At 39.5% G+C, this 13,003-nt stretch carries 12 protein-coding genes; 4 read left to right on the top strand and 8 right to left on the bottom strand.

Annotation, left to right across the window (positions count from 1 at the left end):
- Window positions 1-2: 2 nt before the first annotated feature.
- The 6 genes from kdpB to MKL38_RS04520 form a co-directional block, all read right to left on the bottom strand.
- Window positions 3-2,042: a potassium-transporting ATPase subunit KdpB gene (gene kdpB, locus MKL38_RS04545; RefSeq protein WP_270902651.1), complete on the bottom strand. Its 2,040-nt coding sequence runs from the start codon at window positions 2,040-2,042 to the stop codon at window positions 3-5.
- 8 nt (window positions 2,043-2,050) lie between these two features.
- Window positions 2,051-3,760, bottom strand: a complete 1,710-nt coding sequence (gene kdpA / locus MKL38_RS04540; RefSeq protein ID WP_270902650.1) for a potassium-transporting ATPase subunit KdpA — start codon at window positions 3,758-3,760, stop codon at window positions 2,051-2,053.
- A gap of 258 nt (window positions 3,761-4,018) precedes the next feature.
- The gene (locus MKL38_RS04535) at window positions 4,019-4,456 is read right to left on the bottom strand and encodes a 2-amino-4-hydroxy-6-hydroxymethyldihydropteridine diphosphokinase (protein WP_017388092.1); all 438 of its coding nucleotides are present in this window, start codon (window positions 4,454-4,456) and stop codon (window positions 4,019-4,021) included.
- Complete coding sequence (gene folB, locus MKL38_RS04530; protein ID WP_004643300.1) at window positions 4,413-4,793, bottom strand: dihydroneopterin aldolase; 381 nt, start codon at window positions 4,791-4,793, stop codon at window positions 4,413-4,415. Before folB ends, MKL38_RS04535 begins: the two co-directional genes overlap by 44 nt.
- A 15-nt stretch (window positions 4,794-4,808) precedes the next feature.
- Window positions 4,809-6,107: an ABC1 kinase family protein gene (locus tag MKL38_RS04525; RefSeq protein WP_017388091.1), complete on the bottom strand. Its 1,299-nt coding sequence runs from the start codon at window positions 6,105-6,107 to the stop codon at window positions 4,809-4,811.
- Between the two features lie 58 nt (window positions 6,108-6,165).
- Complete coding sequence (locus MKL38_RS04520) at window positions 6,166-6,942, bottom strand: HesA/MoeB/ThiF family protein (protein WP_056480978.1); 777 nt, start codon at window positions 6,940-6,942, stop codon at window positions 6,166-6,168.
- Between the two features lie 171 nt (window positions 6,943-7,113).
- On the opposite strand from MKL38_RS04520, the gene MKL38_RS04515 reads away from it, so the two are divergent.
- The gene (locus MKL38_RS04515) at window positions 7,114-7,692 is read left to right on the top strand and encodes a flavin reductase family protein (protein WP_270902649.1); all 579 of its coding nucleotides are present in this window, start codon (window positions 7,114-7,116) and stop codon (window positions 7,690-7,692) included.
- A gap of 130 nt (window positions 7,693-7,822) precedes the next feature.
- Here MKL38_RS04515 and MKL38_RS04510 read toward each other — a convergent pair whose 3' ends face one another.
- Both MKL38_RS04510 and MKL38_RS04505 read right to left on the bottom strand, forming a co-directional pair.
- Complete coding sequence (locus MKL38_RS04510; RefSeq protein ID WP_270902648.1) at window positions 7,823-8,959, bottom strand: acyl-CoA dehydrogenase family protein; 1,137 nt, start codon at window positions 8,957-8,959, stop codon at window positions 7,823-7,825.
- A 19-nt stretch (window positions 8,960-8,978) separates the two neighbouring features.
- The gene (locus MKL38_RS04505) at window positions 8,979-9,749 is read right to left on the bottom strand and encodes a 3-hydroxyacyl-CoA dehydrogenase (protein WP_270902647.1); all 771 of its coding nucleotides are present in this window, start codon (window positions 9,747-9,749) and stop codon (window positions 8,979-8,981) included.
- A 169-nt stretch (window positions 9,750-9,918) separates the two neighbouring features.
- Between MKL38_RS04505 and MKL38_RS04500 the strand changes: the two genes are divergently transcribed.
- From MKL38_RS04500 to MKL38_RS04490, 3 genes are all read left to right on the top strand, one after another.
- Window positions 9,919-10,947 carry an AraC family transcriptional regulator gene (locus MKL38_RS04500; protein ID WP_270902646.1) on the top strand — a complete coding sequence of 343 codons (1,029 nt, stop codon included), beginning with the start codon at window positions 9,919-9,921 and terminating at the stop codon, window positions 10,945-10,947.
- Window positions 10,948-11,184: 237 nt separating this feature from the next.
- Complete coding sequence (locus tag MKL38_RS04495; RefSeq protein WP_270902645.1) at window positions 11,185-12,159, top strand: aliphatic sulfonate ABC transporter substrate-binding protein; 975 nt, start codon at window positions 11,185-11,187, stop codon at window positions 12,157-12,159.
- Window positions 12,160-12,162: 3 nt separating this feature from the next.
- On the top strand, window positions 12,163-13,002 hold the full coding sequence (locus MKL38_RS04490; RefSeq protein WP_270902644.1) for an ABC transporter permease: 840 nt from the start codon (window positions 12,163-12,165) through the stop codon (window positions 13,000-13,002).
- Window position 13,003 lies beyond the last annotated feature (1 nt).

The following is a 13,003-nucleotide window of genomic DNA, read 5'->3' as shown; positions in this document are numbered from 1 at the left end:
GATTACAAACCAAATAATTGAACAATCACCACATCGATCGCTTTAATGGCAATAAATGGTAGAACCACACCACCCACACCATAAATCAACATATTTCGACGTAATAATTGAGTTGCCGTTGAAGGTTTAAATTTCACGCCTCGAAGAGCAATTGGAATTAATAACGGGATAATAATCGCGTTAAAGATTAATGCCGATAAAATCGCACTGCTTGGACTCGCCAGATGCATCACATTTAAAACCTGCATTTGCGGAATTGCTGCAGCGAATAATGCAGGCAAAATTGCAAAGTATTTAGACACATCATTTGCTAAAGAAAACGTTGTTAAAGCACCACGAGTAATCAACTGCTGTTTACCAATTTCAACCACAGCCAGTAGTTTGGTCGGGTCTGAGTCTAAATCAACCATGTTGCCGGCTTCTTTCGCAGCTTGCGTACCAGAATTCATGGCTAAGCCAATATCTGCCTGAGCTAATGCAGGTGCATCGTTGGTTCCATCACCAACCATCGCAACTAAACGACCTTGTTGTTGTTCAGCACGAATACAAGCCAGTTTGTCTTCAGGTTTTGCTTCGGCAATATAGTCATCTACGCCTGCTTCAGCAGCAATCGCAGCAGCAGTTAACGGGTTATCACCCGTCACCATTACGGTTTTGATACCCATTTCTCTTAAACGAGCAAAACGTTCTTTAATGCCGTGTTTAATCACATCTGAGAGTTCAATCACGCCCAATACATGATGTTGATTTGCCACAACCAATGGGGTTGCACCTTTTTTGGCAACTTGTTCAACACGCGCTTTTAACTCTAAATCTTGAGAATAATCTTCATCGACAAATTTCAAAATGGCATCTAACGCACCTTTACGAATTTGATCACCATTAGAGAAATTCACACCAGAAATTCGGGTTGATGCACTAAAAGAGATAAATTCAGCCTGCTCAGGTTCTTGCTGTTTTAGCCCTTGTTCTTTTGCTAATTTAACAATCGATTTTCCTTCTGGTGTTGGGTCTGCAAGCGAACTTACCCAAGCAGCCACTCGTAACTCAGACTCAGTTACCGAAGTTAAAGGATAAAAAGAGGTCGCTTGACGGTCACCATAAGTAATGGTTCCGGTTTTATCGAGCAGAAGCACATCAATGTCACCCGCAACTTCTACAGCTTTACCCGATTTTGCCAAGACATTGGCTTTGAGTGCACGATTCATACCCGCAATCCCAATTGCAGGCAATAAGCCCCCAATAGTTGTTGGAATTAAGCAGACCAATAGCGCCACAAGAACCACTGGATCAAGTTCAACATGCAAATAATTGGCAATAAACGGCAAGCTAATCACAACTATTAAAAACGTGAGTGTCATCACCATTAACAAGAAGCCAAGTGCAATCTCATTCGGTGTTTTTTGACGATTTGAACCTTCAACCAAAGCAATCATACGGTCCAAGAAACTTTGGCCAGACTCAGCAGTAACCTGAACAATAATACGATCTGTAAGTACTTTGGTCCCGCCAATAACACCTGAACGGTCAGTTCCAGCTTCACGTAAAACAGGCGCAGACTCACCTGTAACAGCTGATTCATTAATAGTGGCAAAACCTTCTACAATTTCACCATCGGCTGGAACAAGTTCACCTGCATGAACTTCAATAAAATCATTTAAGTGAAGCTCAGTTGCTGCAACTTGAGTCGCTTGACGGTCGGTCAAAGAATTGAGTCTTCGAGCGGTTAAGTTTTCTCTTGCTGCACGTAATGAAGATGCCTGACCACGACCTCTAGCCTCTGCAACAGCTTCAGCATAATTAGCAAATAAAATGGTAATGAACAGGATAGCTGTAACCGCTAAACCAAATAAAAGTGTGGTGTAACCCAAAATGGTACTGATTCCAGTAACCACTGTCCCAAGCCATACAATTGCCATCACAGGGTTTTTAATTGCATGTTGTGGTAGCAATTTCACAAATGCATTTTTCCAAACTTCAAAATTTGGTACTGCCATGGTTTTTTTATGGCTATTTACATGAGTTTGTGTATTCATTTTCACTCGCCTCCTTAGCCTTTAACCAACAAAAGTTGATCGGCAATTGGCCCAAGGACAAGAACTGGCATAAATTGTAATAAGGTAAGCAACACCACAATCGTGATCAGCGTTAAGGCAAAAGTTGGAGTTTCAACTTGGAGGCTTCCTGCTGTTTCAGGTGCTTTCCTTTTTGCAGCTAATCGCGTAGCAATCATTAATGGTAAAATTAATGTCGGGAAACGTCCTAAAAGAAGAGCGATACTACAAGTGACGTTCCACCATACAGTGTTATCTCCAAGGCCTTCAAAACCTGAACCATTGTTGGCAAATGCAGAGACATATTCATAAAACACTTGGCTAATACCATGAGGTCCTGAATTGCTGATGCCTGATAGACCAGGAATGCTGAGGGTTAAGGCAGTAAAGGCAAGAATAACGAGAGGTTGAATCAAGATAATAATCGCGAGTAACTTAATTTCTGCGGCTTCAATCTTGCGCCCAAACAACTCAGGGGTACGGCCCGTCATTAAGCCTGCAATAAATACTGCGAGTAACAGATAAATCATGAACTGCTGCAGACCACAGCCTACACCGCCCCAAATGGCATTAATCAACATGTTGATGAGTTCAACCAGACCGGTAAGCGGCGCAGAAGAATCATGCATCATATTGACAGAACCATTATTTACTTGAGTTGTGACAGCTGCCCAAACCGCTGATGCTGCTGGCCCAAATCGTTGCTCTTTACCTTCCATTACGGCGAGTTGAGATGCTGTAGATGACATACTCTCAGACCAGACAGCAGCTGCGCCAGAAATAACTGACATAAAAAGCATGCTACCAAAGACAAAGTAAGCAAACTTTTTACGCTGAGTAAAATGCCCGACCATAAAAATTACTGTGATTGGAATGAGTAAAATCGCAATCATTTCTAGCAAATTAGAAAGTGGTGTTGGATTTTCTAAAGGCACAGAACTATTTGGACCGTACCATCCACCACCGTTACTACCCAATTGCTTAATAGCCACCATCGGTGCAACTGGTCCCAAAGGAATTTTTTGAGTTTCTACAGTGTTGGCTTTATCAATAAGTTGTACTTCTGGCCCGCCTTGGAAAGTCGCTGGTACACCTTGGCTATTGAGCAATAATGACCAGACAAAACAGAGTGGAAGCAAAAAGCGTACTGTAGGACGAATTACATCTGCCCAGTAGTTACCAATTAAAATTTGATCTGGTTGCTCGGCAAGATCGGCTGCAATATGGCTTGGGCGCTGATAAAAGAACGCTCTTAAAGTTGCGACAACCAAAGCCAGCCCCATCATTGGAGTAATGACTTGCAGGCCCACAATACCTGTCATTTGCGACAAATAAGATAACTGAGCCTGACCAGAATAATGCTGTTGGTTGGTGTTTGTTAAAAATGAAATAACAGTGTGTAACGCTAAATCCCAACTCATATTTGGTGCATGGTTAGGATTTAATGGTAGCCATGCTTGCGTCATAAAAATAGCAAGAATAGCAATTGCAAGAAAAATACAACTAACAACAAATGCTAGAGAATATTGTTTCCAGTTCATTTGTTGTTGTGGAGATACACCTAACAAGCGATAAACAGGATTTTCAATCCAACGAAATAATCCATCACCAACCATCGGCTGATTTGCCATCACTTTGGATAAATATTTACTGAGACACCATGCTAGAAAAATAGCAATAAATAAAACAAGTATAAGTTCTAGCATGGCTATTCTCCTCTAAATCCAATGGCCTGACTTGCCAAACTGGAAATAAGGAGAAATAAAGAAATATCATTTTTTTTAAGTCCGCATAAGACAATGCCAGACTGATGCAAGATGCGCATTTGAGAATTTATAAGCATCTTTATTGTCCTGAAATAACACTAATTTAGTGAATTTCAGTATGGATAAAATGCTCGTAAATTCTCTATTGAGGAACTCAAAGCCCGCGTAAAATTTGCGTAAAATATAGAGTAAAAGACGTTAAAGTTTAAAATTGACGACTGGATAAAGCGTTCTATCAGTCTTCAAATTTTCACAATTCCATAATTCATATAAAGGAATTTTTACGTCTAGTGCCAAAGGTAATTTTTTAGAATTAAATTGCATATGGTCGAGATCAGTTCCCCATGCAATCAAATCTACATCCAAAGAAATATGATGTGATGGACGAATACGGCCTGTGTCTGATTCAAGTTTTTTTAAGAAAACTTCTATTTGTGAAGGATTTAAAGAACTTTTTAATAGACATGCTGAATTCCAGTAATCATCTCCAATGCCATCACGGCATGGAATTTGATAAACCGATGAAAACTGCACTTTCCCCAATGTTGCCAATTGCGTATAAGCAAAAGTAAAGTGTTGTTCTGCGTCTAAATTACTCGCTAGAGCGAGCGCAAAAATTATTTCTGGTGCGTTCAAGACGAATTCCTACAGCATTAGCTTCTGCAATGATGGCGGGCTTACGGATGGTAATGGTAATTTTTTCAATCGTTGGGAAAGTTTCGAACAAACATTCCAAAACGAGATGTGCTGCATGTTCGATTAATTCAGGCTTGGCTTGTTGAATAGTTTGAGCCGATAACTCACAAATCTGGGCGTAGTTGAGTGTATCCTCAAGTTTGTCAGACTGTGCAGCTCGGCTCAAATCATTATGGATGGTTAAATCCAACATTAAAGGTTGAATGATTTGTCTTTCCCAGTTGAAACAACCAATGACTGTTTCAACCTTTAACCCTTCAATAATAATGGCATCCATAAATTTAAACTGACCTTAGTGCTTTAACAACGAAGCAGGTTCCATATTTTGAACCATTTTCAAACGCTGGTCTGCATAAATATCGGTATATGGTGCGAGTACGCGCATAAAACGATCGAAATAAAGCATTTGCTTAAATAATAAAGCAAAATCTCGAGGGAATTTAATACCGTGGCGCTCACCAACACCCACCATATCCATCATAATGTCGTTTAAATCGGCAGGATTGGTAGACAGAATTTGCTGTGGATCAGCCATTAATACGCCATTAAATAAACGTTCCAAATCTTGTGCCAATACATCCACATCAACTTTGTTATGTGTCATGCCCATTTTCAGCATGTTTTCGGCCATCGCTTTATAATCAGTCTTTTGCAATGCATCCATAAAGGCCATACACGCTGTCCAGACTTCTGGCTTTAACTGTCCCACAATACCAAAATCAATAAAACCAATTCGGCCATCTTCGAGCAGCATTAGATTTCCAGCATGTAAGTCTGCATGGAAACTCTTACATAGCATAAGGCTACCGAACCATGTATTCATTGCAGTAATTAGCACTTGTGATGGATCTTTGGCGTATTGTTTCACCACACTAAAATCTGTCAAAGACACACCATATAGACGTTGCATGGTCAAAACACGGCGTGTAGAAAATTGGTGATAAACCTTAGGTGCAGTAGCAGCATGGTTCTGAGAAACATTCAAATATTCAATAAAGTCATCTAGATTTTGTGCTTCTTCAATAAAATCAACTTCACGCACCATACGACTTTTGATTTCATCGACAATTTCAGAAAGAGCAGCGAATTTGATTTTTGGTACAGCACGCTCAAGCAATTTAGCAGCCCAATGCACCACACTTAAGTCAGTATATAAAATTGTTTCTACACCCGGCTTTTGTACTTTAATAACGACATCTTCGCCTGTAGTCAGTTTAGCTGCATGAACCTGAGCAATTGAAGCAGAAGCTAATGGTTTTTCATCAATATAGCTAAAAATTTGGCTTAAATCGCGCCCTTCAAACTCAGAGTCAAGTACACCTTGAATATAGCTAAACGGCAAAGTAGGTGTCTGGTCTAAGCAACCTTGAAATTCTTCTACATATTCACGAGGGAAAAGCGATGGAGTACTCGCAATAAACTGACCAAGTTTGATGTAAGTCGAGCCAAGAGATTCAAAGGTTTCCCGCATGAGTTTGGCATTACTTGGTTTTTCAGTTGCGTATTTAATCCCGGCTTTGGCGGCAACCACTGCTGTTTCACCAATACGGGCGACAGAACGTAGCCCATCAAACAAAATATTTTTTTTCATATTTCTTCGTAACCAAATCATTCAGGTTGAGTGTAGCAAATTTTATTTCATTTACTGATTAACTTGCCTGACAAACTGGGCAATTTACATCTTTATCAAAATTAACAATGCGTTGTGTCATGTTTAAGCCATCCCAAAGCAACAGTTTCTGTTTTAAAGGGGTCAGATTGAGTCCTAGATAGAGCAAAGTGTGATGTGCTTGTAATGACGCTATCATTACAGGAGTAGTCGCAAGTACCCCAGATTCCGCACAACGTAGGCCTTCATTGCTATGCTGTTCTTTAGGGAATAAACATTCATAACAAGCTGAATCACCTTCAACCATAAACATTTGTGCCTGAAAACCAATTGCAGAAGCACTAATTAATGCAACTTGATGCTTCTTACAAGCGGCATTTACCAAATAGCGTGTTGTAAAGTTATCACATCCATCCAACACCACATCTTGGTGTTCAACAAGTCTATCAATGTTATGTTCATCTAAACGTTCGTTGTAGTATTCAACACAGATATAAGGGTTAATTTTCTGTAACCGCTTTGCAAGAACTTCAGCTTTATAACGACCAATATCTTCATGACCAAATGCAATTTGACGTTGTAAGTTACTTATCTCAATAGTATCGGCATCAATGAGTGTAATCTTTCCAACCCCTGCTCGCGCTAGTAGCTCTGCACTGCTACATCCTATTCCACCAGCCCCAACAATAAGAACATTGGCAAGTTTGAGTTTTTCCTGAGCTTCTATATCCCATCCATCAAGTAAAATCTGACGGCTATAGAGATGCATTTCTTCATCACTTAACTCTACAAAATCGATATCTTGAAGCTCGGTCACGCGTTAATCCTTTCACTTAGAAGCGAAATGATTTTATGACTAAGTCAGGCATTAGGAAAGGTATAAAATAAAAACAGCATTTTATTCTTTAAACTTTTATCCACCGCATTACTTCTCTCAAGCTTTCTGCAACAATAGAAATATCTATTTTCTGTATTACTTAGGCTAAATATGTCCCAATCATATATTGCACCTGTAGAGTTAGAAAAAGCTTATCGTTTGTTAAATCATGGCCCAACTGTACTTGTCTCTGCTCAGCATGGAGATGACCGAAATGTAATGGCAGCCGCTTGGGCATGCGCACTAGAACTCACACCAGCCAAAGTAAGCGTTGTTCTCGACAAAAGTACTAAAACTCGTCAGCTTGTTGAACAAAGTGGTTATTTCACCCTACAAGTTCCCTGCTATACGCAGCTCGATATGACCCATCAACTTGGTACAATTAGCAAATTAGACGACCCGCAAAAACTAGAACATTGTGGTGTTGAGCTCTTTTATCAAGAAGGTCTTACCAGCCCATTAGTATCTGGTTGCATCGCATGGCTCGTATGTAAACTTATTCCTGAACCACATAATCAGTCAGCGCATGATTTATTTATTGGTTCTGTTGTCGGTGCTTGGGCAGATAGTCGTGTTTTCCGAGATGGGCATTGGCACTTTCAAGATGCACCCAAAGAGCTTCGAAGCTTGCACTATATTGCTGGCGGAACGTTTTATTTAATTGGTGAGCAAGTTAAAGCTAATCTTTAAACATAAAAATATAGTTTTTAACTTTTCGAAATGTATTGAATCGAATTAAAACGAGAAAATTTCGATTGCAAAAAACCGCATAACAATTGTGGTTTTTTGCAATAAATTTCATTATTTAAAAATCTAATGCTTAAACTTGGGTGACTTCACGAGCAATCACTAAACGTTGAATATCCGAAGCGCCCTCATAAATCTGGCTCACTCGAACATCACGATAAATTCGCTCAACAGGAAAATCACTCACATAGCCATAGCCACCATGAATCTGGATTGCATCAGAACAAACTCGCTCAGCCATTGTAGAAGCAAACAGCTTTGCCATTGAGGCTTCTTTTAAACAAGGTAATCCCTCATCTTTCAAAGTTGCGGCATGTAGAACCAACTGATGTGCCGCTTCAATCTGGGTTGCCATATCTGCTAAACGGAAACTTACCGCCTGATGCTGGACTAACTCTACGCCAAAGGCTTTACGCTCATTTGCGTATTGCACAGCAGCATCAAAAGCAGCTCGTGCCATACCAACCGATTGAGCAGCAATCCCAATACGACCAGCAGCTAAGTTTGATAAAGCAATTTTATAACCTTCACCTTCTTGGCCAACCAAATTCTTTAAAGGAATTCGGCAGTCCTCAAGGGTAATGGTTGCTGTGTCTGAAGCGTGCTGCCCCATTTTGTCTTCAATACGAGTAACTAAGTAACCTTCTGTATTAGTCGGAACAAGGAAACATGAGATCCCTTTTTTGCCCGCTTGTTTATCAGTTACTGCAAACACCAGAGCTACTTGAGCATTTTTACCGCTGGTAATAAATTGCTTTACGCCATTAAGTACCCACTGGTCCCCATCTTGCTCAGCTTTACATAAAATTGCGCTCGCGTCAGAACCAACATGTGGCTCAGTTAAACAAAAGCATCCTAACCACTCACCCGATGCAAATTTTGGCAAATAGGTTTGTTTTTGCTGCTCTGAACCGTATGCCAGTGTAATACCGCAAATCAATGAATTTTGAACACTTACGATTGTCGAAATGGCACCATCACCTGCTGCAATTTCCTCAATTGCGAGCACCAAAGATACATAATCCATTCCTGCACCACCCCATTCATCTGGAACGGTCATACCCATTGCCCCCAAAGCACCTAAATCTTTTAATTCCTGAGCAGGAAACTCATGAGTTTTATCCCGATGAGCAGCTGTAGGTTTTAACTGATTTTGCGCATAATCACGCATCATCTCCTGAACCATACTTTGTTCAGCACTTAAAATCATTTCAACATCCTTATTTTTATTATTTTGCTGCCATACGAATTGCACCATCCAAACGGATGACTTCACCATTTAAATATGAATTTTCAGCAATATGCCCAACTAAACGAGCAAACTCTTCTGGCTTTCCTAAACGAGACGGATACGGCACCATTTGTCCCAAAGCGTCCTGAACATTTTGTGGCATACCTTTAAGCATCGGAGTTTCCATAATTCCCGGTGCAATCGTCATAATTCGAATGCCATGTCGCGCAAGCTCACGAGCAATTGGCAATGTCATGGCAACAATAGCGCCTTTAGATGCTGAATAAGCTGCCTGACCAATTTGACCATCAAATGCTGCAACTGAGGCTGTGTTTACAATTACACCTCGGTCCTCGTCCCCTGCTTCAACTGTATTTTTACTCATCGCATCTGCCGCAAAGCGCAGCATGTTAAATGTACCTGTCACATTAATTTGCAGAGTCTTTGAAAATAACGCCAAATCATGTACACCTTCACGGCCAACCACTTTAGCCGAAGGGCCAATACCCGCACAGTTAACCAAACCATGCAAACTGTCATGTTTGACCAAAACATCCTTAAAGAACTGTTCAGCAGCAGCTTCATCGGTTACATCAAGTTTTACAAAGTCAGCTTTTGATCCTAATTGTTTTGCTTGCTGTTCACCTGCTTCTACATTCATGTCTACCAATGTGACAGAGGCACCTTGCTTTACCAAATACTCAGCTGTAGCAGCACCCAAACCAGAGCCACCACCTGTAATCACGAAATGTTTCCCTTGAATTTTCATTATGTAACGTCCTATAGAAATGTTCTTTAAACTTAGTAGTGAGAGTAAAAGTTGTTGTTTTCCGATACAATTTCAAAAAGCCTCAAAATGTTTGCAGCTTTTGATCAATCCAAATTTTAAATATGAAATATTTCACTTGAAATATATGAAGAAAATATGAGTCTTTGACATGGTTGTCCAATCTTCTTTAAGTAAAGGAACAATTTCAATTGCACTGGTACATGAAGCACTGGGTGCTGCTTATGCCAAAGGGCTAAATACTCAAATAATTCTAAATAAAGTTGGAATTCCAGCCGAATTACTGATGTCTCCCAAGGCACGTGTGCCTGTTGCGACATATGCGCAATTATGGATAGAACTTGCCAATGCCATGAACGATGAATTTTTTGGTATGGATAGCCACCCTATGCGTCGAGGTAGCTATAAATTACTTACTAAACTTGTCAGTACGGCGGAAACTTTAGAAAAGGCGCTTTACGATATTTTGAAGTTTTTTAACTTTATTTTGGATGATCTACAGGGTGAATTAATTCGGGACCAGCAAAAAGCCTATTTGGTTATTCATGATCGTGAACAACCCAAACGCATGTTTACCTACGCAACCTTTTTAATGTTAGTGCATGGACTCATGTGCTGGTTGGTAGATCAGCGAATTGGCTTGAATAATATATCGCTACGTTGTCCTAAGCCCCAAGATATTCAGGACTATTTCGTACGTTTTGGTGAAGACATAAAATTTAATGCTGAGATAAATCGAGTTGAATTCGATGCTCACTATTTAGATATTAAAATTAAAAAAGATAAAAAGGCACTTTATGATTTCTTAGAGCAAACTCCGCAAAATCTTTTAGTTCGCTTTAAAAATGAAAATGCATTAAGTGTTCTTATTCGTCGCCATCTATTAAAACTCCACCCCGCACAATGGCCCGAACTTAAAGATGTTGCACAACAGCTCAATATTTCTGAAGCTACAGTTCAACGCCGACTGAAACATGAAGGTGTCAGCTACCAGCAAATTAAGAATGAAATTCGCTGTGATATTGCTGTTGAACGTTTAAGTAAAACCAACGATTCAATTCAAGATATTAGTGAAGACTTAAGCTTCCAAGATCCAAGCGCGTTTCACCGTGCCTTTAAAAAATGGACTGGCGTCAGCCCAGGCGCTTATCGAAACAATTTAACTTCACACAAGCAATAATATAAATATCACAAGCTTAAAAAATAATGCTTAAGCTTATGATATTTATATCTTTTAAATTCAATATTTCAGATAAGTACATTCCTTTAAACTCAATAATTACTATAAAAACAGTGAGTTATAATTTTATCTAAACTTTTATCTTTCAATCTGATTTATAAATCAAAATAACTAAGTTTGTAAGCCATCAAACCCATGGAAGGATGATCTATTATTTATTCCGGTTCTATTTTTATTATGTCTTTAAAACCAAAATTTTCTCTAACAAAGACTTTGTTGGCATCAACATTGGGGTTTGTATTTGCTTCATCTGCCTTTGCAGCAGTTCCGACCACACTTAAACTTGATTATGCCTACTATGCACCAACTAGCTTAGTCGTAAAAGATCAAAAACTTCTTGAGAAAGCACTACCAAATACTCAAATTAAATGGGTTTTTAGCCAAGGCAGTAACCGTTCGCTAGAATATCTCAACAGCAATAGCATCGATTTTGCGTCTACCGCTGGGTTAGCAGCTGTATTAAGTCGAGCGAATGGCAGCCCAATTAAAACTGTTTATGTACAAAGCCAGCCAGAGTGGACCGCTCTTGTGGTAGCAAAAGACTCACCAATCAAAAATCTAAAAGACTTAAAAGGTAAGAAAATTGCAGCAACCAAAGGCACAGATCCGTTCTTATTTACCTTACAGGCACTAGACACAGTAGGCCTAAGTAAACGCGATGTACAACTGGTTCATTTACAACACCCAGATGGAAAAACCGCATTAGAACGTGGTCAAGTAGATGCTTGGGCTGGGCTTGATCCGTTAATGGCTGCGGCTCAAATACAATCAGGTGCCAAATTACTTTATCGTAATGTTGGATTTAACAGCTATAGCGTACTGAGTGTTAAAGAAGATTTTGCAAAGCAAAGTCCTGAAGCGGTTGAAGCAGTGATTAAAGCCTATGAACAAGCCCGAAAATGGGCAAAAGCTAATCCTGATAAAGTGGCAGTACTTTTAGCTCAAGAATCAAAACTCCCCCTACCTGTGGCTAAACTACAATTGAGCCGAACCAACTTTGATCAAAGCATTCCATCGGCAACCCAAGCACAAGCACTGAAACGTTCGGGGAAAATTTTGACAGAAGAAGACTTGGTCAGAAAAGGCACCAACGTCAATCAAGTGGTTGACCAGTTGTTAGACCCACGTTTTGCTCAAAAAGTCGTGAAATAATATATGAGTGATTCATTTAACAAAGCTGAGCTAAATCATTTCTTAGCTCAGCAAGCTTTAAAATCTCAGAAAAAGCATTTAAACAATAAATTTACACGTTGGTTTAAAGCACTACTCATTCCCGTAATCTTTTTAGTGGGTTGTGAGTTTTTAGTCAGAAATGGCTACGTCGATGCTTATTTACTACCCGCGCCAAGTAGTTTGTGGCAATCTTTTTTGGATTTAGCTCACAGTGATCTTTTTATCCATATCTATATTAGTACATGGCGTGTTTTAGTAGGTTTCATTGTAGGAAGTGGTTTAGGGTTAATTTTTGCAATTTGGGTTGGATTAAGTAAAGAGGCAGAAGCTTATTTGGAACCAACTTTTTCAGCAATTAAATCAATTCCAAGTCTTGCATGGATTCCATTGTTATTACTTTGGTTAGGAATTGATGAAGGTTCTAAAATTACGCTAATTGCAATCGGCGCTTTTTTTCCAACCTATACCAATACAGTTGCAGCAATTCATAACGTAGATAGAAAACTAATTGAAGTTGGAAAAGTTTATCGGCTCAATGCTTTTCAACGTATTGTATCTATTATTTTGCCGGCAGCATCTCCGGGAATTTTAACCGGTTTACGTAACAGCTTAAGCTTATCGTGGATGTTTATGATTGCAGCTGAACTGATTGCAGCCACTCAAGGAATCGGTTATTTACTCAGTGATGGTCGAGAAACATCCCGCCCTGATATTGTCATTATTGCAATTATTTTATTGGCCCTATTGGGTAAAGTAACCGATAGCTTAATGAAACTTATAGAAAACTGGTTATTACGTTGGCGCGATACGCTACAAAAATAAC

The sequence above is a fragment of the Acinetobacter sp. AOR14_HL genome (assembly GCF_027855175.1).
In the GTDB taxonomy this organism is placed as follows: domain Bacteria; phylum Pseudomonadota; class Gammaproteobacteria; order Pseudomonadales; family Moraxellaceae; genus Acinetobacter; species Acinetobacter calcoaceticus.
This window is presented reverse-complemented; position numbering and strand designations above follow the sequence as displayed.